Origin of the sequence: Pseudomonas sp. Irchel 3E13 (assembly GCF_900187455.1) — a bacterium.
Classification (GTDB): Bacteria; Pseudomonadota; Gammaproteobacteria; order Pseudomonadales; family Pseudomonadaceae; genus Aquipseudomonas.
On record NZ_FYDX01000016.1, the window covers coordinates 37,916 to 64,435 of the forward strand.

Sequence of the window (26,520 nt, forward strand, 5' to 3'; positions counted from 1 at the left end):
GCTCGTTTCACCAGTTCCAGTGACTTTGGGCGACAGCGTCGTGGGCGTGCAGGCTCTCTGCATGTTCCACGCGCAACTGGAAGCCGGCCACTGAGGGCACCTGCTTCAGGGCCAGGTTCAGGCGGCGGGCAGCGTCTTCGCAGAACATCAGGTTCTGACCATTGGCCAAGGCGAAGGCTTGTTCGTCAGCTCGTTTGACGGCGGTTTGTACCGCGGTGCCCAAGGCAGCTTCCGCCTGATCAACCACTTCGAGAATTGGCAGCTCATCGCAGCTCTCTTTGAGCCGTACCCGCAACTTGGCTGTGCTGCGCTGGCTGTGGGGCGTCGCGACGATGCCCTTGGCGCTGCCGAGCCAGCTCAATACTTGTTCATGGGTCAGGTTGCGGTTGCCGAAGTCAGTGAGGAACTGCTGTTGAATCAACTGTCTGGCCAGCGCCGCCGAGCAGGGGCATGTTGAGGAATAGATCACCTCTGCATTTAGTTCCACGTGGAACATTTCATCTTCCAGCCGCGCATCAATGACTATTGGATAGCGCTTGAAACCGGATTCCGAGCTGACCAACGCCGCGCGCTCGAGCAGTACGTCGAAGCGCAGGGTGAGCTGTGCGCGGGTGGAAAGGCCTTCATGGCTGTCGAGAAATTGCCTGAGTACGCGACGGATCAGTGAAACCGACAGCGGTTTATCCTTGAACACTGCGAGCGCCAGATACAGGCGAGACATGTGGATGCCGCGTGATGTGCCATCGCTCAGGTTCACGCCCGCGTCTGCGGTCCCTTGAAGGATTTGCTGATCCAGACGCAACGGAAGCGCGATGCCGCACATGCCAACCCATTCCAGCGGCAGGGATTGCTGGCTGGCTTGTGCGGCAATATCAGGAAGGGTCAGGGCGTTCATAGTGCGAGCCGTCGGTGAAGAGATTGCAATAAGTTACATTATAACAATTCGAATGCCAGCACTTTTTCACTCGCCTCACTGGCAGCCGCTGAGTCGGTTGCAACGCAGGTTGCAACGCAGGTTGAAACGCTGGCCGCTGGAACTGGAAACCCGGTTGAGGGTGGTCCAGCCCACTCGTCGGCTGTATCCGACCCAGGCTTCGCCGTCGCTGGCGATGCCGGTATAGAAGGTCAATTGGCCATAGCGGCTGTTGGTCTGAGCCCAGCGGCGCTCGCTCGGTGCATCGTAGCCGCGCAGGTAGGTTGTCGCGCCTTGGGTCTGCACGCTGTAGTAGCTGCCCTGATGATCGGCGCAGGCCAGCAAGTTGGCGCTGCGGGTGCAGCTTGCCGGTTCGCTGCGTGGCATGGCGTGGGCGCCGCCGGCGATACAGAACAAGGTTATCCACAGCAGGTGATTCCGTGACGTCATGAGTGCCCTCTCGCTTTGGACGTGGACAGGCGATTGATGAAAGTGCATTGTTATAATGTAACGATAAACCAATGCATCGTTCGAATGCACTTTGCCGCCCTGATGAGGAACCGCGCCATGCCCGATCGTCTTCCCGTAACCGTGCTCTCCGGCTTTCTTGGTGCCGGCAAGAGCACGGTGCTCAACCATGTGCTGCGTAACCGCGACAACCTGCGGGTCGCGGTGATCGTAAACGACATGAGCGTGATCAATATCGATGCCACCGAAGTGCAGCGCAACATCAGCCTCAATCGCACCGAAGAAAAGCTGGTGGAGATGAGCAACGGCTGCATCTGCTGCACCTTGCGCGAAGACCTGCTGGAAGAGGTCAGCCGCCTGGCCGCGGAAGGGCGTTTCGACTATCTGTTGATCGAGTCCACGGGGATCGCCGAACCGCTGCCGGTCGCGGAAACTTTCACCTTCCGCGACGACCAGGGCCGCAGCCTTGCCGAGATGGCGCGGCTCGACACCATGGTCACCGTGGTCGACGGTTTGAATTTCCTGCGTGACTATCAGGCGGCCGAGAGCCTGGCGAGTCGCGGCGAAACCTTGGGTGACGACGACGAGCGCTCCATCAGCGATCTGCTGATCGACCAAGTGGAGTTCGCTGACGTGATTCTCCTGAGCAAGATTGACCTGATCAGCAGCCACGAGCGTGAAGAACTGAGCGCGATCCTGCGCCGCCTCAATGCTCACGCGCGAATCGTACCAATGCTGATGGGGCAGGTGGACCTTAATGCGATCCTCGACACCGGCCTGTTCGACTTTGACCGCGCCTCCAGCGCGCCAGGCTGGCTGCAGGAACTGCGGGGCGAACATGTACCGGAAACCGAGGAATACGGTATCGCCGCCAGCGTCTGGCAAGCCCGGCGTCCGCTGCATCCGCGACGGTTTTTCGACTTTATCCACAGGCCCTGGAGCAATGGCCGCCTGCTGCGTTCCAAGGGCTTCTTCTGGCTGGCCAGCAAATACCAGGAAGCGGGAAGCTGGTCCCAGGCTGGCGGCATGATGCGTCATGGTTTTGCCGGGCGCTGGTGGCGCTTTGTCCCGAAAGCACAATGGCCACAGGACCCGGAAAGTACTGCGGCGATCCTTCAGCAATGGGACCCGGAATCCGGCGACTGCCGTCAGGAACTGGTGTTCATCGGTCAGCACATCGATGTGCCGAGCCTGCATGCCGAACTCGACGCCTGCCTGCTCAGCAACGCTGAAATGGCCCTCGGTGCAAGTCGCTGGCGCCAGCTGCCGGATCCGTTTGGCGCCTGGCATGAAGAGGAGGTGGCCTGATGCAAGTGGCCGAAGCACTGGCGCCCGTGCGCCAGGTATTTGGAGAGACGCCGATGGCGCTGACCGAGGCCCTGCTCGACGGCGTCAATCTTGCGGTATGGCAGCGGCGCTTGCCGGCGCATATCAATGACTTCGCCGCGCTGTTGTTGTCGTTGAATGAGCCGTTGGCTGAATCCTTCACCTTGACGGTCGGCAAGGACGGCCAGATGCCACTGCTTGATGGCGTGGCCAGTGCTTACACGGATCTGGCCGGTCATGAAGGCTTCATCGCCGACCTGGCCTGGCTGATCGATGCCTATGCCTGCCTGCTCGGTGCCAAGAGCGTCGGTGTTCGTCTGCGCGCGCTGGAGCGGGCCATGTGCCCGCGGTTTCATGTCGATCATGTGCCGCTGCGTTTGATCACAACCTACGCCGGGCCGGCCAGTGAGTGGCTGGAGGAAGGCGCGGTAGATCGGCGGCGGCTGGCACAGGACGAGGTGGACAGCGCCGATATCCGGCAGCTGGCCTGTGGTGATGTGGCGCTGTTCAAGGGCGAGAAATGGCTGGGTAACGAAGGCGCTGGCGTGGTCCACCGTTCTCCGGCGCTGGCCAACGGCGAGCGACGTTTGATACTGACCCTTGACTGGCTGGCATGAGCGCGGAGCATAGTGCTGAAATTTCCCGCTGAAACGGCTCTCCATGCTGAAGAACATTCCCACCCATCTAATCGCCGGCCCGCTCGGGGCCGGGAAGACCAGCCTGATTCGTCACCTGCTCAGCCAGCGTCAGGCTGATGAACGCTGGGCCGTGCTGATCAACGAGTTTGGTCAGATCGGCCTGGATGCGGCGCTGCTCAGCACTGATGACGCGGGCGTGAGCATAGGCGAGGTGGCTGGCGGCTGTCTCTGCTGCGTGAACGGTGCGCCGTTTCAGGTTGGCCTGGCCCGGTTGCTGCGCAAGGCGCGGCCGGATCGCCTGTTTATCGAACCTTCCGGGTTGGGGCATCCGGCGCAATTGATGGCGCAACTTCGATTACCGCCGTGGCAGGGCGTATTGGCGGTGCAGCCGGCAGTGGTGGTGCTCGATGCCGAAGCGCTGGCCGCCGGCGCTGAGCTACCGCAGGCGCAGGTACAGGCGTTGGCCGACGCTGGCTTGCTGGTACTGAACAAAGCATCGGTTGTGGATGACAAAAGCTGCCTGTGGATAAGCTCAAAACTGCCTTCAGTTCCGCTTTTCTGGACCGATCACGGGCAGGTGCCGCTCGATGAACTGCCATCCAGCCCGCCCTCGGCAGTGGATAACTCGGTTGTGGATAACCTTTTGCCCAGCGGCCCGCCTCCAGTTACCGCGCTGTGGACGGATATTTCCCAGCCGCTATGCACTTATCAACAGCTCCCAGAGGGCTGGAGCATCGGCTGGCGATTTCATCCACAGCAAAAGCTTGAGAGGGCGCAATTGCAGCAGTTTGTGCAAAAGCTGGGCTGGCGTCGGGCCAAGATGGTGGTGCACGGTGCGCAAGGTTGGTGTTCAGCCAACGCCGTGGCCGGGCAGGCGCTGGAATGGCAGGAAAGTGCCTGGCGGCGGGATTCGCGGATTGAACTGATCTTCGATCAGGCCCAGGAACCCGCGGCGCTAGCGCGGCAGATGCTCGCTTGCCGCTTGCCTGTGGATTAATGACGCCAGCGGCTGTGTTCCTGGCGCCATTGCTTCATTTCGATGACGTTGTCGCCATGCACGGGCGGTTTGATCTCGAAAGGATAGGGCGCCAGCTCGATCTGCACGCTGTGGGCACCGAACTGGGTGACCGTTCCGGGATGTCGCTGTTCGCCGGTGACGGTGAATTCGAAGTTATACACACGCGCCAGCCGCTTGCGGCCGTTGGCGTCGCGTACGAAGGCGATCTTCTTCAGCGCGACGTTCCCGTCGAGCAGTTCCAGGTCAAGCTTTGCGCAGTGCTGCTTGACCCGCTCCAGCGCCTTTTCCCGCAATCCATGGTTGTGCCACAGCCACGCGCCCGCCGTGGCCAGCAACATCAGCACCAGGATGTTTTCGAGGGTAACCATCTACACATGCTCCAACGAGGTGTGCCCAGCTTAACTGCCGCCCCGGTCTGTCGTACAGGTGGCATTTGGCGCCATACTGCGCGCCTTGTTCGTCATTCAACCGTTTTGGACGCCCTGCATGAAACGTACGCCGCACCTGCTCGCCATCCAGTCTCACGTTGTGTTTGGCCACGCCGGCAACAGCGCCGCGGTCTTCCCGATGCAGCGGGTCGGGGTCAATGTCTGGCCGCTCAATACGGTGCAGTTCTCCAATCACACTCAGTATGGCCAGTGGACGGGAGAAGTGCTTGCTCCAGCTCAAATTCCCGCGTTGGTGGAAGGGATTAGCAATATCGGTGAGTTGGGCAATTGCGACGCAGTTCTATCCGGCTATCTGGGCAGTGCTGCGCAGGGCCGCGCGATCCTCAGCGCGGTAGCGCGAATCAAGGAAGCCAACCCGCGTGCGCTGTACCTTTGTGACCCGGTGATGGGCCATCCGGAGAAGGGCTGCATCGTCCCGGCCGAAGTCAGCGATTTTCTTCTGCGCGAGGCCGTGGCGGCCGCCGATGTGCTCTGCCCTAATCAGCTCGAGCTGGACAGCTTTGCCGGCCGATCCGCCGAATCGCTGGAAGACTGTGTGGGCATGGCCCGCGCACTGATGGCGCTCGGGCCGAAGGCGGTGCTGGTCAAGCACCTGTCCTACCCCGGCAAGCTCGCGGATGACTTCGAAATGTTGCTGGTAACCGAAGACGGTAGCTGGCATCTGCAACGCCCGCTGCTGGCGTTCCCGCGCCAGCCGGTCGGTGTGGGTGACCTGACGTCCGGCCTGTTCATCGCTCGGCTGTTGTTGGGCGACAACTGGGTGACGGCCTTCGAATTCACCGCTGCGGCAGTGCACGAAGTGCTGCTGGAAACCCAGGCCTGCGGCAGCTACGAGCTGGAAGTGGTGCGGGCCCAGGACCGCATCGTGCACCCACGGTTGCGTTTCGAGGCCCGGCGTCTTTCGGTTTAGATCGAGTCGAGATCGACCTTGAGCTCCTGGTAACGCTTCTCCAGTTCCTGACGGATCAGACGGCGCTGCTTGCCCTGCAGGAAGCGTCGTTTTTCTTCGCTGGTTTGTGGCTGGCGTGGCGGCACGGCCACTGGCTTGCGGTCATCGTCCACCGCGACCATGGTGAAAAAGCAGCTATTGCTGTGGCGTACCGAGCGCTCGCGGATGTTCTCGGTCACCACCTTGATCCCGACCTCCATCGAGGTGTTCCCGGTGTAGTTGACCGAGGCCAGGAAGGTCACCAGCTCACCGACATGCACCGGCTCGCGGAACACCACCTGATCCACCGACAGGGTCACGACGTAACGACCGGCATAGCGGCTGGCGCAGGCGTAGGCCACTTCGTCGAGGTACTTGAGCAGGGTGCCGCCGTGGACATTGCCGGAGAAGTTGGCCATGTCGGGGGTCATCAGGACGGTCATCGATAGCTGGGCGTTTCCGGGTTCCATAATCTGCTCACGGTAAGGTTGCGCTGAGGCGGGGTGGCGCGGTTTGTCCATGCTTCTTTCCCCCTATGAATTGCCATCTTGAAAACGGGACGCTGACACCTCGCCTCTCGTCACGCGGTTCATGCCATTTGCGGTGATGGAAGTGCCGATCTGTTTCTGCATATTGCACGACCATTTTGCAGCAGTCGTCGGTGATAACCTCCAGAAACGACTTTGTAACAGGTCTATTTCCTACATTTAAAACAGAAACGTCCGCAACTCAATCCGAGCTGGGGTTGGGTCGCGCTTTGTTCTTCGCATGAGAAGTAAGGAGCGTCACGCCGTGCATGCCATCAGCTTTATCCAGGATCTGGCGGTGATCATGCTGGTTGCCGGTGTAGTCACCATTCTCTTTCATCGTCTCAAGCAGCCCGTCGTGCTGGGCTACATCGTCGCCGGCTTCATCATCGGCCCCCACACCCCGCCATTCGGCCTTATCCACGACGAAGACACCATCAAGACGCTCGCCGAGCTCGGGGTAATCTTCCTGATGTTCTGCCTGGGCCTGGAATTCAGCCTCGGCAAGCTCTTCAAGGTGGGCGCCACGGCGTTCATCGCCGCGTTCCTGGAAATCGTCCTGATGATCTGGATCGGTTTCGAGATCGGCCGCTGGTTTGGCTGGAGCACCATGGACTCGCTGTTCCTCGGCGCGATCCTGGCGATTTCCTCCACCACCATCATCGTCAAGGCGCTCAATGACCTGAAGATGAAGAACGAGCGCTTCGCCCAACTGATCTTCGGCGTGCTGATCGTCGAGGACATCCTTGGGATTGGCATCATCGCGCTGCTCTCCGGCATCGCTGTCAGCGGCACGGTCAGCTCCGGCGAAGTGTTCTCCACCGTGGGCAAGCTGTCGCTGTTCATGATCGTTGCGCTGGTGATCGGCATCCTCCTGGTTCCGCGGCTGTTGGCCTACGTGGCGCGCTTCGAAAGCAATGAAATGCTGCTGATCACCGTGCTCGGCCTGTGCTTCGGCTTCTGCCTGCTGGTGGTCAAGCTGGAATACAGCATGGTATTGGGCGCCTTCCTGATCGGCGCGATCATGGCCGAGTCGCGGCAACTGGTGAAAATCGAGCGCCTGATCGAGCCGGTGCGTGACATGTTCAGCGCCATCTTCTTCGTCGCCATTGGCCTGATGATCGACCCGACGGTGCTGGTGGAGTACATCTGGCCGATCGTGGTCATCACCATCGCGGTGGTACTGGGCAAGATGCTGTCCTGCGGCATGGGGGCCTTTATCGCCGGCAACGATGGTCGTACCTCACTGCGTGTCGGGATGGGCCTGTCACAGATTGGCGAGTTTTCCTTCATCATCGCCGCGCTGGGCATGACCCTGCAGGTGACCAGCGACTTCCTGTATCCGGTGGCCGTGGCGGTGTCCGCCATCACCACGCTGCTGACACCGTACCTGATCCGTGCCGCCGATCCGCTGTCGATCAAGCTGGCCAAGGTGGTCCCGAGCCGTTTGTCCCGGGTGCTGTCGTTGTATGGCGAATGGCTGCGTAGCATTCAGCCGCAGGGTGAGGGGGCGATGCTGGCGTCGATGATCCGGCGTATCCTGTTGCAGGTTGGCGTGAACCTGGCGCTGGTAGTGGCGATCTTCTTCAGTGGTGGTTATTTCGCCGTTCAGATCGGGACCTATCTCACTCACTGGCTGCCGGATATCGGTCAGCAGAAGGCGCTGATCTGGGGCCTGGCCTTGCTGCTGTCGCTGCCGTTCCTGATTGCCGCGTACCGCAAGCTCAAGGCGCTGTCGATGTTGCTGGCGGAAATGGGCGTGAAGCCGGAAATGGCCGGCCGTCATACCCAGCGCGTGCGCCGGGTGATCGCCGAGGTCATTCCGCTGCTGTCGCTGTTGGTGATCTTCCTGCTGCTCTCGGCATTGTCGGCGAGCATCCTGCCGACCAACGAGCTGCTGCTATTGATCGCCGTGGTGGCGGCGGGTGTGGTGGCGTTGCTCTGGCGCTGGTTCATCCGGGTGCACACACGGATGCAGATCGCCTTGCTCGAAACCCTCGAGAACCAGAAAGAACACCATCACTGAGGCGCGCAGCGCAGTGGCCGGTCGCGCCACTGCGCCCAGGCTGCGGCCCAGCCTTCCGCATGATTCACTCCCGGAAGGCGGACACTCTCGATGCAGGCGGCGGGGCCGAGTGCACTGCGGTAGTGTTCATAGAGCGCTGACGGCACCGTGCGGTCGCCTAGGCCGAGAAAGTGTCGCTGCGCGACCCGAGCTAGCCGTCCCGAGTGATCCAGTGGTTCCAGCGAACCGTGCAGAGGGCTCAAGCCCAGGCTTTGCGTCCACTGACGCGGGCTGAGGTTGCCGGCCAGGGTCTGCACCACCGCGATGTCGTCGCGTTTTGCGGCGAGCAACAGCGCCAATGCCGCGCCGCCGGAGTAACCGATCAGCTCGAAATCCCGATTGCCATAGTGCTGCCGAATACGCTCCAGGGCCTGTTCGAGGCTGTCGAGTGCCGCCTGGCCGAAACGCTGGTCGGTCCAGACCACGGGTTTGCACGCCGGGCTGCTGACGAACTGACAAGGCCGCGCGAGGTACACGCTCGGTTGGGGATCGCTCATTGCCAGGCGGGCCAGCAGCAGTGTTCGCGGGCTGGGGTCGAGGCTGGGTTGGGTTGCGGTAGCCCAGGCATGACCGTCGCCTTCCAGATAGACACGCAATCGGCTGCCGGAGGGGCGCGCTAGCGGGAGGCTCATGGCGAGGGGAAACGGTCGGGACGACTCGAGGGTGACGCGGTGGGCGTGCTCGGTGCTCAGTTTCTGCAATTGCGTCAGAGGCGCCTGACAGCCTGCGAGCAGCATCAGCGTAAATGACAGCAACCAACGAGGATGAATCGACATCGAAGACCCGTAAACGGCGAGGGGGCTTCCTGTGCGTGCGGGACGTATGTCCGAGGGGATGGAGCGGTAGCGACCCGCCACGCACAGGAAGACGCGGCGGATTCTACGAACATTGATGGCTAAGAGCCATTAATTTGTATAAGGGAATTGATTCAGCTTTCCAGCCAGACATCCCGCACCCAGTGCCACACCGACTCCCAGCTTTCTTCGGTAACGATCTCTTCTTCGCCGGACCACAGCACCACGGTGCCGTCTTCCTCGACGCAGTAGTAATCGTCGCCGTCCTGGCAGATCGGAATCAGGTCGCGCGGCACGCCGGCGTCCCAGGCGTTGGCGGCAACTTCCGGCAGGTAGGTATGGGACTGTGGATCGGTGACAGTCACCGGCTCCAGGCTGCCATAAACCACATCACTGACGGTCAGCAGGAATTCCTTGAAGACAAACGGAATATTGATGAACAACTCTTCTTCGATTTCGACCAGTTGGTCTTCGTCGGGTAGCTCAAGCGGTACCGGTACCGGTTCGTTGGCTTCACGAAGCTGTTCGATGACTTCTTCCACGGTGCTTGTCCTCTGTGTCCTGACCTTTTCAAAGCGTTGCGCGTTATACCCTAGTAGGGCAGTGCGCTAAAAGCAAAACCCCGGGCAAGCCCGGGGTTTTTTCTGTGCGGCGCCTCAAGATCAGCCGTTCTGGCGGATACCTGCGACCAGCCAAGGCTGGTTCTCGCCTGGGGCACGCTCCATGTTCCAGCTTTCGCTGAACACTTCGCCCTTGTCGAAACGCGAAGTCTTCGACACACCACTGAAGGTCAGGGTGGCGATGGTCTTGTCGGCACGATCGTCGACACCTTCGAGCTGCACTTGCAGGTCATCGATGTAGGTGGACTGGAAGGTGTCACCCAGATCGGCACGCTCCTGCTTGAGGAACTGCAGCATCTGCGGGGTCACGAACTCGGCGATCTTGTCCATCTCGTTGGCATCCCAGTGCTGTTGCAGCGACTGGAAGTGGCTGCGGGCAGCCGCCAGGAAGTTTTGCTCATTGAACCAGGCCGGGGCGTTGATCACCGGGCGGGCGGCCGCGGCAGGTGCGGAGCCACCGAAGATCGACGGCTGGGCAGGCTGCTCGTAGGCTTCACGCTGATACGGCGGGTGGCCAGCGGCTGCCATTTGTGGCTGCTGCTTGCGACGGCGCGCGGCGATGAAGCGGAAGACCAGGAACGCAATCAGCGCCATGATCAAGATGTCGAAGATCTGCATGCCTTCGAAACCATCGCCCATCAGCATGGAGGCCAGCAGGCCACCTGCGGCGATACCGGCCAGCGGGCCGAGCCATTTCGAAGCGCCGCTGGCGGCGGCAGGAGCACGGCCTGGCGCGTTCGGGGTGGCGGCAGGGTTGGCAGGGGTGGCCTGACGGGCCTGGTGCGTCGGTGCGGCGCCCGAGCTCTTGCCGCCGCCGAAGCGCTTGGCGTTGGCGTCGAGGCTCATGGTGAGACCGATGCACAGCGCCAGGGCGATGCTGAGAAAACGTTGCATAGAAGGGTATTCCCGTTTGTGGATTACACGCGCGCCATGGTGCACAGGTTGCCTGACACATGACCAGCGATAACATGTTTCCATCTTTTGCCTGAAAAGTCTGACCGCCTACACAGCAGGCCATGGGCCTGTTCTTCCTCTATAGAAGGAAAGGCCCATGTCGATGGTCGGATTTGTCTTTTAGATAGCTTCGAGCTTGGCGTAGCCGAGCATCAGCCACTTGCTGCCTTCGGCGAAGTTCACCTGGACCCGGGCCTGGGCACCGGAGCCCTCGAAGTTGAGGATGACGCCTTCGCCGAATACCGCGTGCTGGACGCGCTGACCGAGGTTGAAGCTGGTCTGCGGGATGTTGGCGTTGGCGAACAGGCTGTTGACGGTCTGTTTCTGCGCGCCGGAGAAGGGCCGGCTTACACTGTTGGACAGGCGCACTTCCTGGACCAGACCTGCGGGGATCTCGCGTACGAAGCGGGAAACCTTGTTGTAGGTCTCGCTGCCGTACAGGCGTCGGGTTTCCGCGTAGGTCATGACCAACTGCTGCATGGCGCGGGTGATACCCACGTACGCCAGGCGCCGTTCTTCTTCGAGACGGCCAGGTTCTTCCAGGCTCATCTTGTGCGGGAACAGGCCTTCTTCCATCCCCACCAGGAACACGTGAGGGAACTCCAGGCCCTTGGCGCTGTGCAGGGTCATCAACTGGATGCTGTCTTCGTGCTCGTCGGCCTGGGCATCGCCGGCTTCCAGCGAAGCGTGACCGAGGAAGGCCGACAGCGGCGAGAGGTCGGCATCTTCTTCGGCGCTCTCGAAGTTGCGTGCGGCGCTGACCAGTTCCTCAAGGTTTTCTACCCGTGCCTGGCCCTTTTCACCTTTTTCTTCCTGGTGATAGACGATCAGCCCGGACTGCTCGATGACGATCTGGGTCATCAGGTGCAGTGGCATGTCCACGACCTTGGCGGCGAGGTTTTCGATCAGTTCGATGAACGCGCTCAAGGCACTCGCGGCGCGACCCTTGAGGGCTTTGTTGGCGAGCAACTGGGCCATCGCTTCCCACATGGAAAGCTGGGCGTGGCGGGCATGTTCGCGGATGGCTTCGACGGTTTTTTCGCCGATGCCCCGTGGCGGTACGTTGATAACCCGCTCCAGCGCGGCGTCGTTGCCACGGCCCTCCAGCAGGCGCAGGTAGGCCATGGCGTTCTTGATCTCGGCACGCTCGAAGAAGCGCTGGCCGCCGTAGATGCGGTAAGGAATGCGTTCGCGCAGCAGCGCCTCTTCCAAGACCCGCGACTGGGCGTTGGAGCGGTAGAGGATGGCGATGTCGCTGCGCGACATGCCGGTCTTCAGCGCGCTTTCGATGGTTTCCACCACGTAGCGGGCTTCGTCGTGCTCGTTGAAGGCGGCGTACAGGCTCAGCGGCTCGCCATCGCCACCATCGGTCCAGAGTTCCTTGCCCAGGCGCCCGCTGTTGTTGGCGATCAGGGCGTTGGCGGCCTTGAGGATGCCGGCGGTGGAGCGGTAATTCTGCTCCAGGCGGATCACTTCGGAATCGGGGAAGTCTGTAGAGAATTGCTGGATGTTCTCGATCCGCGCACCGCGCCAGCCATAAATGGACTGGTCGTCGTCGCCGACCACCATCAGGCTGTCGCCACCCTGGGCCAGCAGGCGCAACCAGGCGTACTGCACGGCGTTGGTGTCCTGGAACTCGTCCACCAGCAAGTGACGGAAGCGCCGCTGGTAGTGCTGCAACAGGCCGGGGCTGTCACGCCACAGGTCCAGGGCGCGCAGCAGCAATTCGGAGAAGTCGATGACGCCGGCGCGTTGGCAGGCGGCTTCATAGGCTTCATAGATGCTGCGCATGGTGCCCAGGAACAGGTCGCCATTGACCTGGATGTGCTGGGGCCGCAGGCCTTCGTCTTTCTGTCCGTTGATGAACCATTGCGCCTGACGGGCCGGCCAACGTTGCTCGTCCAGGCCGAGGTCGCGGATCACCCGCTTGACCAGGCGTTGCTGGTCATCGCTGTCGAGAATTTGGAAGTTCTGATTCAGCCCGGCTTCCTGCCAGTGCGCGCGCAGCAGGCGGTGGGCCAGGCCGTGGAAGGTGCCGACCCACATGCCGGCCGGGCTGATGCCCAGCAACTGCTCGATGCGGTGGCGCATCTCGGCGGCGGCCTTGTTGGTGAAGGTCACCGACAGGATCGAGTGCGGCGAGGCCCGTTCGACCTGGATCAACCAGGCGATACGGTGCACCAGCACACGGGTCTTGCCGGAGCCGGCACCGGCCAGGACCAACTGACGCCCGACCTGCGCGGCTACGGCCTGGCGCTGGGCATCGTTGAGGGAGTTCAACAGGAGAGAGAGATCATCGTGCATCCGCCCATTCTATGGGGGCAACAGAGCCATGGGCAAACCCGCCGGGGAAAAAGATGTGTCCGCCGACCGGCCGGTCATCGGGCGCAAGCCTTCGCCCGTGCGCTTGAGCGGTCGGCACGGAACAAAAGGATGGCAAAAGGGGGTACGAATTTATGACACAGAGCAGTTTGGCGTGGGCCGATGCTTGTGTATGCTCCGTCCACGTTTGTGGCTCACCATTACAAGAACATTGCCCATGACACTCGCATCTGGCTCCGCGAGCGTGCCAATCGAGGCGCGCCGAGGAATACGCAAGCAGTTCGCCACGCAGCTGGCGGTCGAGCGTACCCGTCTGTTGTATCAAGGTTCTCTGTTGCCAACGCTGTTCATGCTGCTGAACGGTCTGGTCTGCGCGTGGCTGTTGTGGAGCCCGCAGCGTTACCTGCTGGTGAGCATCTGGGTGGTGTGGCTGATGGCGCTGGTGGCCCTGCGGGTAATCCAGGTGGCCGCGTTCGATGCCGCCATGCCCGATCGCCAGGCGAAACCCACCTGGCGCCGGATGTTCCTGTTGGGCTCGGCCTTCAGCGGCCTGACGCTCGCCAGCGCGGCGATCGCGCTTGTCCCTGTGGATAACTTCGTGCAGCAGGCCTGGGTATTCGGCCTGCTCGGTGCCGCGACCCTTTCGGCCAGCGTGGCCTACGCCGTCAGCCTGCCGGCCTTCCTCAGCTTTTCGCTGCCCTGCCTGTTGCCGCCAATCGCCTTCCTGTTCTGGACCGGTGACCAACAACAGCAGGGTTGGGGTCTGCTTGGCCTGATTCTGTTGAGTGCGTTGCTGGTGGTGGCCTGGCAGGTCAATCGGCTGATTGAGCACAGCTTGTTGCGGCGCTTCCAGAACCAGGCGCTGATCGAGCACCTGCAAGCCGCCCACACCCGCAGCGAGCAACTCAACCAGGCACTGGCCGGGGAGGTCGAGCAGCGCCGTGGGGTCGAGGAGCAACTGCGTGAAGCCCAGACGGGGCTGGAGCACCGCGTGTTCCAGCGCAGCGCCGAGCTGGACGCCGCCAACCAGGCCCTGAGCAAGAGTGAGCAGCGTCTGGCTCAGGCGCTGGAGGCGAGTGAGCTGGGTCTGTGGGACTGGAACCTGCAAACCGACGAGGTCCATCACACCCAGCTCATGGAGCTGTTCGGCCTCAATCCCGACGCCGTCAAGGCGATGCTCGTGCATCTCAAGCCGCGCCTGCACCCTGATGACGTGCTTTCACTGAAGCGGACACTGGTGGAGCACCTCAAGGGCCGCACCGACGATTACCGCATCGAGTACCGCTTCCGCCACAACCTGGGCCACTGGTGCTGGATCGAAGACCGCGGTCGCGCCGTGGAGCGCGACAGCAGTGGCCGTGTAATAAGGATGATCGGCACCCGCCGCGACATCAGCGCGCGCAAGGCGCAGGAAGAACAGCAACGGCTGGCGGCGACGGTCTTCGAAGCGGCCAGTGAAGGGATCGCCATTCTCGGCCCGGATTACCAACTGCTGGCGCTCAACCAGGCGTTTTGCCGGATGACCGGTTACAGCCGCGAAGAACTGCTGGGCCGCAACGCCCTGGAGTTGCCCTGCAGCCTCGATGCGCGGCGGCACTACGGGGCGATCGATCAAGCGCTGGAGCAGCAAGGACGTTGGCAGGGCGAGCTGGTCGAAGCGCGCAAAGACGGCTCGTTGTACCCGCAGTGGTTGCAACTGAACGGTGTTTTCGACAATCGCGGCAATATCAGCAACGTTGTCGGCTTCTTCAGCGATCTTTCCGAGCGGCGCGAATCTGAGGAGCGTCTGCGCTACCTCGCCCATTACGACGAACTCACCGGCCTGGCCAACCGAGCGCTATTCCGCCTGCGCCTGCACGAGGCGGGGCAGCGCCTGCGTACCAGCGGCCGAAGCCTGGTGTTGATGCATATCGACCTGGACCGCTTCAAGCTGCTCAACGACAGCCTTGGCCATGAAGTCGCTGACCAGTTGCTCAAGCAGATGGCCATGCGCATCGGCAACGCGATGCCCGAGGCCGATACTGTGGCCCGGCTGTCCGGTGACGAATTCGTGGTCCTGTTCGATGGCTACAGCAATCTGTCGAGTCTGGTACGGGTCGCCACCCGGCTGTTGGACAAGCTGCGAGTTCCGGTGCGGGTCGACGGTCATGAGCTGGTGATCAGCGCCTCGGTGGGGATCGCGCTGCTGTCCGACATGACCCTCGAACTGAACCAGTTGGTCAGCCAGGCGAACATGGCCATGCAGCATGCCAAGCACCTTGGCGGCGACAACTTCCAGTTCTATACCGAGAGCCTGCAGGCCAGCACCCTCGACCGCCTGCAACTGGAAAACCAGCTACGCAAAGCCATCGAGGAGCGGCAACTGGAGGTCTACTACCAGCCCAAGGTGTGCCTTGCCAGCGGTCACCTGCACGCCGCCGAGGCGCTCGTGCGCTGGCATCACCCGGCCATGGGGATGGTGCCGCCGGGGGATTTCATCGGCCTTGCGGAAGAAACCGGACTGATTGCGCCCATGGGCGAATTCGTCTTGCGCCAGGCCTGCTGGCAGGCCTGTGAATGGCAGCGCCAGGGGCTGGACCCGATTCGCGTGTCGGTGAACCTGTCGGTCTACCAGTTGCGCCAGGGCAAGTTGGTCAGCCTGGTACGGCAGGTGCTTGAGGAAACCGGTCTTGAGCCGCATTTGCTTGAGCTGGAGCTGACAGAGAGCCAACTGCTGGACAGTGTCGAACACATCATCGCGATCTTCCGCCAGTTGCATGAGCTGGGTGTGAAGCTGGCCATCGACGATTTCGGCACGGGCTATTCCTCGCTCAGCTACCTGAAACGCTTCCCGGTGGATTACGTGAAGATCGACCAGACGTTCATCCGCGGCCTGAGTGAGGGCAGTGAGGACGCTGCGATCACCCGAGCGATCATTGTCATGGCCCACAGCCTGGACCTGCAGGTGGTGGCCGAGGGCGTGGAAACCCTTGAACAACTCAAGTTCCTGCGCGAGCAGGGCTGCGACGAGGTCCAGGGCTACCTGATCAGCCGCCCCGTCGAAGCCGCCACGCTGGCGCGGCTGCTTCAGGAAGACGCGGTCTGGTAGGCATCAGCCGTGCCAGGCGCGTCCGTGGCGGGCCAGCAGGCTGTGGGCCTGTTCGGGGCCGTTGGTGCCGGCGTGGTAAGGGCGCGGTGTCTGGAAGTGCTCCTGCCAGCCATTGAGGATCGGGTCGATCCAGGCCCAAGCCGCCTCTACCTCGTCACGACGCATGAACAGCGTCGAATCGCCATCCAGCACATCCAGCAGCAGGCGCTCGTATGCCTCCCAGCGCCGTGTCTGGCCGAACACCTGGGCCAGGTTCAGGTTCAGCTCAACCGGTTCCAGGCGCATGCCCTTGCCCGGTGTCTTGGTCATCATCTGCAAGCTGATGCGCTCGTCCGGCTGTAGCTGGATCAGCAACTGGTTGGCGCGGTCGTCCTCGAACAGCCGATGTGGCACGGGCTTGAACTGGATGACGATCTGCGACGAGCGCTTGGCCAGCCGCTTGCCGGTGCGCAGGTAGAACGGCACGCCGGCCCAGCGCCAGTTGTTGATGTGGGCTTCGACGGCGACGAAGGTTTCGGTGTCGCTGTCGTTGTCCACATCCTTCTCGAAGTAATAGGCCGGCACTTCCTGGCCGCCGATCTTGCCGGCGCTGTACTGGCCGCGCACGGTCTTGTCCTGGACGTCCTGGTCGGTGATTGGCTTGAGGGCGCGAAGGATCTTCACTTTCTCGTCGCGTACCGCCTCGGCCTCGAACTGCGCCGGCGGCTCCATGGCCACCAGGCAGAGCAGTTGCAACAGGTGGTTCTGCAGCATGTCGCGGGTGGCGCCGGCGCGGTCGTAGTAGGCGCCGCGATTTTCCACGCCGAGGGTCTCGCAGACGCTGATTTGCACGTGGTCGATCTGGTTGGCGCGCCAGACCGGCTCCAGCAGCGCGTTGGCGAACCGCAGGGCCATGAGGTTCTGCACGGTTTCCTTGCCCAGGTAGTGGTCGATGCGAAACACCTGGGATTCGTCGAACACTGCGCCAATCGCACTGTTGATGGCGGTGGCCGATTCCAGCGAGTGGCCGATGGGTTTTTCCAGGACGATGCGCGATTCGCTGTCAACCAAACCGGCAATGTGCAGGTGGGTGACGATGGGCACGAACAGGTTGGGCGCGGTGGCGAGGTAGTAGATGCGGGCCAGGCCACCGGGTTCGCCGAGGAAATGCGCCAGGCGACCGAAATCGGCGCTTTGCGAGGCGTCCATGGAGAAGTAGTCGAGGCGGGTGGAGAAGCGGTGCCAGGTGTCTTCGTCGAAGTCGTTGCGGGCGATCTGGGCGCGGCAACGGCGCTCTGCAAGTTTTTGAAAACTATTGCGCGGCATGGGGCTTCGGGCCAGCGCGACGATCCTCACCGCAGGGTGCAGGCGAGCCTCGCGAAACAGGTGATAGAGCGCTGGAAGCAGTTTGTGCAGGGCCAGGTCGCCGGTACCGCCGAAGACCAGAATGTCACAAGGAATAGTCAATACCACCACACTCCTGATTCGTTTAGCTGGGCGGTTCGCTGGTCATGTAGTATAACTACAAGATTGCTACAACCGGCCAGCCGATCATAACCGAGTCCCGCCATTGAATCTGTTGCAACACATCGCCCAGTCGCGCCACCTGCTACGCAAATCGGAACTCAAGGTTGCCGACCACGTATTGCTTGACCCTGCGGCGGTCATGCACAGCTCTATGGCTGACCTGGCGCACAACGTTGGCATCAGCGAGCCGACCATCGTGCGCTTCTGCCGGGCGATTGGCTGCTCGGGCTTCCAGGACCTGAAACTCAAGCTGGCGCAGAGCCTCGCGGCCGGTGCCAGTTTCGGTCAGTTTGCCATCCATGAAGATGACTCGGTCGCCGACTACAGCCTGAAAATCTTCGACACCACCCTGCACACCCTGATGGAAGTGCGCGAGAACCTCGACGCTCAGGCCCTGCAACGCGCAGTGACCGCCATGGCCCAAGCCCAGCGTGTCGAGTTCTACGGTTTCGGTGCTTCCGGTGCGGTGGCGGCCGATGCCCAGCACAAGTTCTTCCGCCTGCTGCTCAGCGCGGCGGCGTACTCCGACCCGCACATGCAAGCCATGTCGGCGGTAACCCTCAAGCCCGGCGACGTGGCGGTGTGCATCTCCCAGTCCGGTCGTTCCAAGGACCTGCTGATCACCGCGAACCTCGTGCGTGAAAGCGGCGCCACGCTCATCACCTTGTGCCCGAGCCAGACGCCTCTGGCCGAGTTGTCGACGGTCAACCTGGCCATCGATGTCCATGAAGACACCGAAATCTACACCCCGCTGACCTCGCGTATCGCCCACCTGGTGGTGATCGACGTGCTGGCCATGGGCGTGGCCATGGCCCGCGGGCCGAGCCTGGTCAACCACCTCAAGAGCGTCAAGCGCAGCTTGCGTAGCCTGCGGTTGTCGCCCAAGTCGCTGAAAAACGTGGAAGATTGAGCTTCAAGCTTCAAGCTATAAGCGGCTGGAAAGCACGTTCCCCCTGCTTTTCTTGCGGCTTGCAGCTTGTCGCTTGCCACTGCGTTTAACGCCTCTGTCACCCGCTCGCCGTCAAACCGTCAACTTTGCCAGTCAGGCTGAAACTCCCGCACTCGATCAGGGAGATATGCAATGGCTCGTGAACTCGATGGCTCGTATCAGCCCAGCGCCAAATCCCGTAAACAACAGGAAAAAGACCTGCGCCGCATGGAGTATCGCCGCGCGATCGAAAGCTACTGCGAGCAGCGCCGCCTGCTCCAGGACATCACCGACTACCCCGACCTGCAAGCCGTCAATCTGTGGCAGGTATCGGCGGCAGAACCCCAGAGAAACGCTCAACAAGCGCGCTGATCTGCACACGTTCGCTGCGAATGAACGCAAGAAACGCCAAGGCCACCGGCGACTGCCGCTTGGCCTTGGATTGCACCACGCACCAGCTTCGGTACAGCGGCAGTTCTTCCACCGGCAGCTCGCGCAGCACGCCGGTCGCCAGCTCCATATTCAACGCATGGCGGGTCAGCAGGGCGATGCCCAGCCCGGCAATCACGCATTCGCGTTGGGCGTCGGCCGAGGCCACTTCCAGCGTCTGGGTGAAGTGCACGCGCTTTTCCTTGAAGTACTCCTCGCAGGCCTTGCGGGTGCCGGAGCCTTGCTCACGCACCAGCAGCGTATGCGGCTCCAGATCCTGCAAGCGCAAGCTGTCCAGCTTGCACAGCGGGTGGTCGGGTGGGGCGACTGCAACGATCGGGTTGTTGAGGAAGGGCAGAAATTCCAGGCCCATGTCCTGCGGGACCATGGACATGATGATGAGGTCGTCACGGTTGTCGGAAAGGCGCCGGATCGCCTGGGCGCGGTTGACCACCGTGAGCGTCAGGTTGACCTCGGGATGGAGCTTCTTGAACGCCGCGAACAAGTGCGGCACGAAGTACTTGGCGCTCGATTCGACTGCCAGCTTCAGTTGGCCCTGCAACGAGCCCTGCATGTCGGAAAGCTGCATGTCGAGGCTTTCCAGGCGGCCGAAGATGTCCCGGCTGGCGCGCTGCAAGGCCTCGGCGGCTTCGGTGAGGTAGAGTTTCTTGCCGACGTACTCGAACAACGGCTGGCCGACCAGTTCTTCGAGCTGGCGGATCTGTAGACTAACGGCGGGTTGCGTTAGCGCCATTTCCTCCGCAGCGCGGCTGTAAGAGCGCAAATCGCACACTTCATTGAAGATCTGCAATTGACGCAATGTCATACGCATCAATGACTTACGCATGTTATCCCCAGCCCTTGGCAAAACCTTGTAACAGCACTATAAGCTTTTGCTAATGGAGCCTCTAACAAATATTGATTTTTGTTTATTCACCTACAGCGCTAGGGTGTTTGTGCGACTGGCCAGCTAGCTCTGGTCACGCGCCGACCGGCAGAGCCCGGTTGTTTGTCCAGCGGCTTTGGGAAGAATCCAGTGATAAAAAAAATCCTGATCGCCAACCGGGGTGAAATCGCAGTTCGGATCGTGCGGGCTTGCGCCGAAATGGGTATCCGCTCCGTGGCGATCTATTCCGACGCCGACCGCCACGCCTTGCACGTCAAGCGTGCCGATGAGGCCCACAGCATTGGTGCCGAGCCCCTGGCCGGTTACCTGAACCCGCGCAAGCTGGTGAACCTCGCTGTGGAAACCGGCTGCGACGCACTGCACCCGGGTTATGGTTTTCTGTCGGAAAACGCCGAACTGGCGGATATCTGCGCGGAACGTGGGATCAAGTTCATCGGCCCGGCCGCCGAAGTCATTCGCCGCATGGGCGACAAGACCGAAGCCCGCCGCAGCATGATCAAGGCCGGCGTACCGGTTACACCCGGTACCGAAGGCAACGTTGCCGACATCCATGAGGCCCTGCAGGAAGGTGAACGCATCGGTTATCCGGTGATGCTCAAGGCCACGTCCGGCGGCGGTGGCCGCGGGATTCGTCGCTGCAACAGCCGCGAAGAGCTGGAGCAGGCCTTCCCCCGGGTCATTTCCGAAGCGACCAAAGCCTTCGGTTCGGCGGAAGTCTTCCTGGAAAAGTGCATCGTCAACCCGAAACACATCGAAGCCCAGATTCTTGGCGACAGCTTCGGCAATGTGGTGCATCTGTTCGAGCGCGACTGCTCGATCCAGCGCCGCAACCAGAAGCTGATCGAGATCGCCCCGAGCCCGCAGCTCACCCCGGAACAGCGCGCCTATATCGGTGACCTGTCGGTGCGCGCGGCCAAGGCGGTCGGTTATGAAAACGCCGGTACCGTGGAGTTCCTGCTCGCCGATGGCGAGGTGTACTTCATGGAAATGAACACCCGGGTGCAGGTGGAACACACCATCACCGAGGAAATCACCGGCATCGACATCGTTCGCGAGCAGATCCGTATTGCCTCCGGCCTGCCGCTCTCGGTCAAGCAGGAAGACATCCAGCACCGCGGATTCGCCCTGCAATTCCGGATCAACGCCGAGGACCCGAAGAACAACTTCCTGCCCAGCTTCGGCAAGATCACCCGTTACTACGCGCCCGGCGGTCCCGGCGTGCGCACCGACACGGCGATCTACACCGGCTACACCATTCCGCCGTACTACGACTCCATGTGTCTGAAACTGGTGGTCTGGGCGCTGACCTGGGAAGAAGCCATGGACCGCGGCCTGCGCGCCCTGGATGACATGCGTTTGCAGGGGGTCAAGACCACCGCCGCGTACTACCAGGAAATCCTGCGCAATCCGGAGTTCCGCAGCGGCCAGTTCAACACCAGCTTCGTGGAAAGCCATCCGGAACTGACCAACTACTCGATCAAGCGCAAACCCGAAGAGCTGGCTTTGGCCATCGCCGCCGCCATCGCCGCGCATGCAGGCCTGTGAGGAACCCATAATGTCCAAGAAAATTTTCGTAACCGACACAATCCTGCGCGACGCCCACCAGTCCCTGCTGGCCACCCGCATGCGCACCGACGACATGCTGCCGATCTGCGACAAGCTCGACAAGGTCGGCTACTGGTCGCTGGAAGTCTGGGGCGGCGCGACCTTCGACGCCTGCGTGCGCTTCCTCAAGGAAGACCCGTGGGAGCGCCTGCGCAAACTGCGCGCGGCGTTGCCCAACACCCGCCTGCAAATGCTCCTGCGCGGCCAGAACCTGCTGGGCTACCGCCATTACAGCGACGACGTGGTCAAGGCGTTCGTCGCCAAGGCCGCGGTCAACGGCATCGACGTCTTCCGCATCTTCGACGCGATGAACGACGTGCGTAACCTGCGCGTCGCGATCGAAGCCGTGAAGGCCGCCGGCAAGCACGCCCAGGGCACCATCGCCTACACCACCAGCCCGGTTCACACCATCGACGCCTTCGTCGCCCAGGCCAAGCAAATGGAAGCCATGGGTTGCGACTCCATCGCGATCAAGGACATGGCCGGCCTGCTGACCCCATACGCCACCGGCGAACTGGTCAAGGCGCTGAAAGCCGAGCAATCGCTGCCAGTGTTCATCCACTCGCATGACACCGCCGGCCTGGCCGCCATGTGCCAGCTCAAGGCGATCGAGAACGGCGCGGATCACATCGACACCGCCATCTCCAGCTTCGCCTGGGGCACCAGCCACCCGGGTACCGAATCGATGGTCGCTGCGCTCAAGGGCAGCGAGTTCGACACCGGCCTGGATCTGCAACTGCTGCAGGAAATCGGCCTGTACTTCTACGCAGTGCGTAAGAAATACCACCAGTTCGAAAGCGAATTCACCTCGGTCGACACCCGTGTTCAGGTCAACCAGGTGCCCGGCGGCATGATTTCCAACCTGGCCAACCAGCTCAAAGAGCAGGGCGCGCTGAACCGTATGAACGAAGTGCTGGCGGAGATCCCGCGAGTCCGTGAAGACCTCGGCTTCCCGCCGCTGGTCACCCCGACTTCGCAGATCGTTGGCACCCAGGCGTTCTTCAACGTACTGGCCGGCGAGCGCTACAAGACCATCACCAACGAGGTGAAGCTTTACCTGCAAGGCGGCTACGGCAAGGCGCCGGGCGTGGTCAGCGAGCAACTGCGTCGCCAGGCCATCGGCAGCGAAGAAGTGATCGACGTGCGTCCGGCGGACCTGCTGAAGCCCGAAATGACCAAGCTGCGCGCGGACATCGGCGGCCTGGCCAAGTCGGAAGAAGACGTTTTGACCTTCGCCATGTTCCCGGATATCGGGCGCAAATTCCTCGAAGAACGCGAAGCCGGCACCCTGACCCCTGAAGTGCTGCTGCCGATTCCGGAAGCCGGCGCCGTGGCCTCCGCCAGCGGCGAAGGCGTACCGACCGAGTTCGTCATCGACGTGCACGGCGAGACCTACCGCGTCGACATCACCGGTGTGGGCGTCAAGGCCGAAGGCAAGCGTCACTTCTACCTGTCCATCGACGGCATGCCGGAAGAAGTGGTGTTCGAACCGCTCAACGAATTCGTCGGTGGCGGCGGCAGCAAGCGTAAACAGGCCTCTGCGCCGGGCCATATCAGCACCACCATGCCGGGCAACATCGTCGATGTCCTGGTCAAGGAAGGCGATACGGTCAAGGCCGGTCAGGCAGTGCTCATCACCGAAGCGATGAAGATGGAAACCGAAGTGCAATCGCCGATCGCCGGCAAGGTCACCGCCATCCACGTTGCCAAGGGCGACCGGGTCAACCCGGGCGAAATCCTGATCGAGATCGAGGGCTGATCAAGCCCTCGGCAGTAAACGGTTAACCTCATGGGGAGCGAATTGCTCCCCTTTTTTTCGATTGGCTATATGCATTTAAATGCAGAGAACCTCAAGAATTCTAAAAATATCTGCACTAAAATGCAGAAATATTACCTGTTAGGTCTCGGGATTTGCACTATATTGCAGATCAGTAGTATTCGCTGACAGAGGCCGCCGGAGGCGTTGGCTGAAGACATCTTCTTGCTGACGCGCAGCACGCCGGCACCGATTGGCAATCTGCGCATCAAGGAGTCGGCCGAGACGCTGGATACCGGCGCCCCGATGGGGTTCAGTTTCGAGGATGTCGTCAGTCGCGATCAGCGCTTTCTTGAGTATGCCTACGAGCAGGGCGCGGCTATTGGTGGGGCTACGGGGGCGGGGGGCGAGGCGCCCAAGCTGCTGCTGACAGAAGGACGGAATGGGCAGCTCTATCCGGATGCGGTGCTGAATGACGAACATGCCGCCTGCCACTGGTTTGTGAAGTTTGCTCGTAACCAGGCGCTAGACAACGATCAGACGATCCTGCGTGCCGAATTCCTCTACTACAAGGCGCTGCAACGCCTTGGCATCGATACGGTAGCAACTGCCGAGCTGGACCTGAAAGAGGCTGATAAACCTAGCCTCTGGATGAAGCGCTTTGACCGTCGGATCGGTGCTTCCGGCGTTGAGCGATTGGCGGTCGAGTCGGTGTATTCGCTGGCGGGAGTGACCGAGCCAGGCAGCCGGATGGATCATCTGGAAGTTATCCAAGGGCTGGCCGCCCTGTGGATAAATGCCGGGCAGAAGGATCAGGTGCCTGATCTGGTGGCGGAATATATGCGCCGTGATCTGATCAACAAGATTCTCGGCAACTCCGACAACCACGGGCGCAACACGGCGATCATTCGTGGCGAGGATGCGCTGCGGCTGGCGCCGATCTATGACCTCGCGCCCATGGTGATGGACGCCGAAGGCATCACACGAACCACCAAATGGGCTTCGCCTGTGGAGCATATGAGAGAGGTCGGCTGGCGAGCGGCTTGTCAGTTGCTGGAACCGTTGGTGGATCCGCAACAGGCGTTCGAGCGCTTGCGCCAGGATGCTCGTGGTTTGCTGGCGCTGCCGGATCTGCTGGCGGAGTCGGGTTTGCCGAAGGCGGTCATTGATCATCCGCACATCGCTTTGAAAAACCTTGAACAACGCATGAAGGACTGGGAGTTGCTATGACGGTTTCGATCGAGATTCGAGGGTTGCTGATCGAAAGCGTAATGGCGGGTATCGCCGATGGCTCACTTGAATTGGGTGCCGCCGTGCGTCGGTTGCGGGTCGAAGTCGCCAAGATGCAGCAAACCCAGTTCGCGAAGATGTGCAAAATTTCGGTGCGGACCCTGATTCAGATTGAACAGGGGGAAGGGAACCCGACACTCAATTCGCTGAATGCCGTGTTCCGGCCGTTCGGTTTGCAGATGGGGGTCATGAGGCGGCCGGATCGGTTGCGCTGAGTGAGCAGCCAAATCGCTGGCGCACTCACTTTTACCGCTGATACCCCTTCCCGTAATGCCGCTCCAACCGCGCCTGCACCAGTTCCAGGGCAAACGACAGCAGCCAGTAGATCAGCGCCGCGGTGGTGAGCATTTCCAGATAGCGGTAGCTGGAGCGTCCGTAGGACTGCGCCAGGAACATCACTTCCCACACACCCATCACCGAAATAAGTGACGAGTCTTTCAGCATCGAGATGAACTGGTTGGCGCCCGGCGGGATGATGGTGCGCATGGCCTGGGGCAGGGTGACGTGCCAGAAGATGGTAGTCGGCCGCATGCCCAACGCCAGTGCCGCCTGGCGCTGGCCCTGGGCGACGCCGAGGATGCCGGCGCGGAAGATTTCGCTCAGGTAGGCGCCGTAGTTCAGCGACAGGGCGATGATCCCCGCAGTGATCGCGCCCGGCACCAGGCCAATCTGCGGCAGGCCCAGGTAGAGCAGCATGATCTGGATCAGCAGCGGTGTGCCGCGGAAGAACGAGGTGTAGAAGCTGGCAATGCCCAGCAACACCGCGCTGTTCGACAGCCGCGCCAACGCGGCGGCGAAGCCCAGCACCACCGAGCAGACCATCGAACACAGGCAGAGGAACAGGGTCAGCGCGGCGCCTTGCAGGAAGCCGTTCGGGCCGAGTTTGAAGCCGGCCAGATTGGGAAACTTCTCAAGGATGATCGAAAACTTCAGATCAAAACTCAGGAAGAAGCCCACGAACACCAGCAGCAGGACCAGCCAGGTCAGGTAGAGCCGGGCGCGAAAGCCCGGCAGCGGCAAGCCCGCGCGGGTTTCGACGGGCTTTGGCGGCAGTTGTTGAGCACTCATTTACTGATGTCAGCGCCGATCCATTTCTGCGAAATGCGCGTCAGGGTGCCGTCCTGCTTCAGTTGCGCGAAGACATCGCGGACCTTGGCATCCCATTCTGCATCGCCTTTTTCGATGGCCACCGAGTTCGGCTCTTCATAGAGCGCCGCGCCAGCCAGCTTGAAGCGCTTGTCCTGGTCCAGGCGTGGCTTGGCGGTGACCAGGTTGGTGAGGATGGCATCCAGGCGCACGCCGGCACCCAGGCCGAGGTCCTGGAAGGCGACGTTATCGGTGTCGTACGGGGCGATCTGCACCGCTTCGAAGGGGTACTCAAGCTTGGTGTCTTCGGCGCCTTCGATCACCAGGTTCTTGTTCAGGTAGCTCTCGTAGCTGGAGGCGCTGGTCAGGCCGACTTTCAGGCCGTCGAGGTCCTTGGCCGAGTGAATGCGTTCGTCCTTGGCGTTGACCACGATCACTGCTGGCGAGGCGTAGTACTCGACCGGGAAGGCGAACACCTCGGCGCGGGCCTTGCTCGGGGTCATGGAGCAGATGCAGATGTCGTAGCGGCCGCTCCAGCGTCCTGCGGCGATCACGTCCCAGGACGGCGTTTCCAGGCGCAATTTCACACCCAGCTTGTCAGCCACGGCCTTGGCCACATCGACGTCGAAGCCGTCCAGCTGGTTCTGTTCATTGAGGAAGGAGAACGGCGGATAGCTTTCCATCAGCACGTTGACCAGCTCTTTGCGGGATTCCACACGGTCCAGGGTGGCACCGGCAAAGGCTTGGGTAGCGGTCAAGGCCAGCAGGCCCGCGCCTAGCAGAGAAGAAAGTTTCATAGGAATCACCGGAAAAAGTTGTAAGACAAAGCCTGTGAGGTATTAGATAGTTATAACAATAGCGGCACTAATACGTTTTATTTATATCTTTAGAAGCAGGTGTTAT

The 26,520-nt window shown here is 61.5% G+C and carries 23 protein-coding genes and 1 pseudogene; 12 read left to right on the forward strand and 12 right to left on the reverse strand.

All coding sequences use genetic code 11. The features are described from left to right. Positions 1-7 precede the first annotated feature (7 nt). Both folE2 and CKW37_RS25030 read right to left on the reverse strand, forming a co-directional pair. Positions 8-895 (reverse strand): GTP cyclohydrolase FolE2, encoded by an 888-nt coding sequence (gene folE2 / locus CKW37_RS25025; protein WP_095158884.1) that lies wholly within the window; start codon positions 893-895, stop codon positions 8-10. 75 nt (positions 896-970) lie between these two features. Beyond that, entirely contained in the window at positions 971-1,363 is a 393-nt protein-coding gene (locus tag CKW37_RS25030; protein ID WP_095158885.1) for a glutamine synthetase, read from the reverse strand. Between the two features lie 117 nt (positions 1,364-1,480). Between CKW37_RS25030 and zigA the strand changes: the two genes are divergently transcribed. The 3 genes from zigA to CKW37_RS25045 are packed head-to-tail and all read left to right on the forward strand — an operon-like array spanning position 1,481 to position 4,342. Then, positions 1,481-2,689, forward strand: coding sequence for a zinc metallochaperone GTPase ZigA (gene zigA, locus CKW37_RS25035; RefSeq protein WP_095158886.1), 1,209 nt, complete (start codon positions 1,481-1,483; stop codon positions 2,687-2,689). Then, the gene (locus tag CKW37_RS25040; protein ID WP_095158887.1) at positions 2,689-3,324 is read left to right on the forward strand and encodes a DUF1826 domain-containing protein; all 636 of its coding nucleotides are present in this window, start codon (positions 2,689-2,691) and stop codon (positions 3,322-3,324) included. Before zigA ends, CKW37_RS25040 begins: the two co-directional genes overlap by 1 nt. Positions 3,325-3,367: 43 nt before the next feature. Then, a complete protein-coding gene (locus tag CKW37_RS25045; protein WP_095158888.1) occupies positions 3,368-4,342 on the forward strand; it encodes a GTP-binding protein in 975 nt (324 codons plus the stop codon). Here CKW37_RS25045 and CKW37_RS25050 read toward each other — a convergent pair. Beyond that, on the reverse strand, positions 4,339-4,731 hold the full coding sequence (locus CKW37_RS25050; RefSeq protein WP_095158889.1) for a DUF3301 domain-containing protein: 393 nt from the start codon (positions 4,729-4,731) through the stop codon (positions 4,339-4,341). The two genes, CKW37_RS25045 and CKW37_RS25050, sit on opposite strands and share 4 nt — an antisense overlap. A gap of 118 nt (positions 4,732-4,849) precedes the next feature. On the opposite strand from CKW37_RS25050, the gene pdxY reads away from it, so the two are divergent. Further along, on the forward strand, positions 4,850-5,722 hold the full coding sequence (gene pdxY, locus CKW37_RS25055) for a pyridoxal kinase PdxY (RefSeq protein ID WP_095158890.1): 873 nt from the start codon (positions 4,850-4,852) through the stop codon (positions 5,720-5,722). On the opposite strand, the gene CKW37_RS25060 is transcribed toward pdxY, so the two are convergent. Then, positions 5,719-6,210: an acyl-CoA thioesterase gene (locus CKW37_RS25060; RefSeq protein ID WP_095158891.1), complete on the reverse strand. Its 492-nt coding sequence runs from the start codon at positions 6,208-6,210 to the stop codon at positions 5,719-5,721. The two genes, pdxY and CKW37_RS25060, sit on opposite strands and share 4 nt — an antisense overlap. A 322-nt stretch (positions 6,211-6,532) precedes the next feature. Between CKW37_RS25060 and CKW37_RS25065 the strand changes: the two genes are divergently transcribed. Further along, positions 6,533-8,293 carry a cation:proton antiporter gene (locus CKW37_RS25065; RefSeq protein WP_095158892.1) on the forward strand — a complete coding sequence of 587 codons (1,761 nt, stop codon included), beginning with the start codon at positions 6,533-6,535 and terminating at the stop codon, positions 8,291-8,293. On the opposite strand, the gene CKW37_RS25070 is transcribed toward CKW37_RS25065, so the two are convergent. From CKW37_RS25070 to uvrD, 4 genes are all read right to left on the reverse strand, one after another. Further along, positions 8,287-9,108 (reverse strand): alpha/beta hydrolase, encoded by an 822-nt coding sequence (locus CKW37_RS25070; RefSeq protein ID WP_256587852.1) that lies wholly within the window; start codon positions 9,106-9,108, stop codon positions 8,287-8,289. The two genes, CKW37_RS25065 and CKW37_RS25070, sit on opposite strands and share 7 nt — an antisense overlap. Positions 9,109-9,260: 152 nt before the next feature. Then, entirely contained in the window at positions 9,261-9,668 is a 408-nt protein-coding gene (locus CKW37_RS25075; protein ID WP_095158893.1) for an SMI1/KNR4 family protein, read from the reverse strand. 120 nt (positions 9,669-9,788) lie between these two features. Continuing rightward, a complete protein-coding gene (locus CKW37_RS25080) occupies positions 9,789-10,640 on the reverse strand; it encodes a Tim44 domain-containing protein (protein WP_095158894.1) in 852 nt (283 codons plus the stop codon). A gap of 180 nt (positions 10,641-10,820) precedes the next feature. After that, positions 10,821-13,004 carry a DNA helicase II gene (gene uvrD / locus CKW37_RS25085; RefSeq protein WP_095158895.1) on the reverse strand — a complete coding sequence of 728 codons (2,184 nt, stop codon included), beginning with the start codon at positions 13,002-13,004 and terminating at the stop codon, positions 10,821-10,823. Between the two features lie 235 nt (positions 13,005-13,239). Between uvrD and CKW37_RS25090 the strand changes: the two genes are divergently transcribed. Further along, positions 13,240-16,110 carry a bifunctional diguanylate cyclase/phosphodiesterase gene (locus CKW37_RS25090; protein WP_095158896.1) on the forward strand — a complete coding sequence of 957 codons (2,871 nt, stop codon included), beginning with the start codon at positions 13,240-13,242 and terminating at the stop codon, positions 16,108-16,110. Between the two features lie 3 nt (positions 16,111-16,113). On the opposite strand, the gene zwf is transcribed toward CKW37_RS25090, so the two are convergent. Next, entirely contained in the window at positions 16,114-17,556 is a 1,443-nt protein-coding gene (gene zwf, locus CKW37_RS25095) for a glucose-6-phosphate dehydrogenase (protein WP_095158897.1), read from the reverse strand. Between the two features lie 103 nt (positions 17,557-17,659). On the opposite strand from zwf, the gene hexR reads away from it, so the two are divergent. Continuing rightward, positions 17,660-18,526, forward strand: a complete 867-nt coding sequence (gene hexR / locus CKW37_RS25100) for a transcriptional regulator HexR (RefSeq protein ID WP_095158898.1) — start codon at positions 17,660-17,662, stop codon at positions 18,524-18,526. Positions 18,527-18,697: 171 nt separating this feature from the next. Continuing rightward, positions 18,698-18,916: a PA3496 family putative envelope integrity protein gene (locus CKW37_RS25105; RefSeq protein ID WP_095158899.1), complete on the forward strand. Its 219-nt coding sequence runs from the start codon at positions 18,698-18,700 to the stop codon at positions 18,914-18,916. On the opposite strand, the gene CKW37_RS25110 is transcribed toward CKW37_RS25105, so the two are convergent. After that, entirely contained in the window at positions 18,858-19,805 is a 948-nt protein-coding gene (locus CKW37_RS25110) for a LysR family transcriptional regulator (protein WP_175653128.1), read from the reverse strand. The genes CKW37_RS25105 and CKW37_RS25110 overlap by 59 nt on opposite strands. Positions 19,806-20,009: 204 nt before the next feature. On the opposite strand from CKW37_RS25110, the gene CKW37_RS25115 reads away from it, so the two are divergent. The 4 genes and pseudogenes from CKW37_RS25115 to CKW37_RS25130 all read left to right on the forward strand — a co-directional run bounded on the left by CKW37_RS25115 (position 20,010) and on the right by CKW37_RS25130 (position 24,746). Further along, positions 20,010-21,425 (forward strand): acetyl-CoA carboxylase biotin carboxylase subunit, encoded by a 1,416-nt coding sequence (locus tag CKW37_RS25115; protein ID WP_095158901.1) that lies wholly within the window; start codon positions 20,010-20,012, stop codon positions 21,423-21,425. A gap of 10 nt (positions 21,426-21,435) precedes the next feature. Beyond that, entirely contained in the window at positions 21,436-23,244 is a 1,809-nt protein-coding gene (gene oadA, locus CKW37_RS25120) for a sodium-extruding oxaloacetate decarboxylase subunit alpha (protein WP_095158902.1), read from the forward strand. A 195-nt stretch (positions 23,245-23,439) separates the two neighbouring features. Continuing rightward, positions 23,440-24,471 (forward strand): annotated as a pseudogene (locus tag CKW37_RS25125) (HipA domain-containing protein); the annotation flags it as partial. Then, entirely contained in the window at positions 24,468-24,746 is a 279-nt protein-coding gene (locus CKW37_RS25130; RefSeq protein ID WP_095158903.1) for a helix-turn-helix domain-containing protein, read from the forward strand. The pseudogene CKW37_RS25125 and the gene CKW37_RS25130, both read left to right, overlap by 4 nt. Positions 24,747-24,777: 31 nt before the next feature. On the opposite strand, the gene CKW37_RS25135 is transcribed toward CKW37_RS25130, so the two are convergent. Together CKW37_RS25135 and CKW37_RS25140 are read right to left on the reverse strand one after the other, a co-directional pair. Continuing rightward, entirely contained in the window at positions 24,778-25,599 is an 822-nt protein-coding gene (locus CKW37_RS25135) for an amino acid ABC transporter permease (RefSeq protein ID WP_095158904.1), read from the reverse strand. Further along, positions 25,596-26,414, reverse strand: a complete 819-nt coding sequence (locus tag CKW37_RS25140) for a transporter substrate-binding domain-containing protein (RefSeq protein ID WP_095158905.1) — start codon at positions 26,412-26,414, stop codon at positions 25,596-25,598. Before CKW37_RS25140 ends, CKW37_RS25135 begins: the two co-directional genes overlap by 4 nt. Positions 26,415-26,520 lie beyond the last annotated feature (106 nt).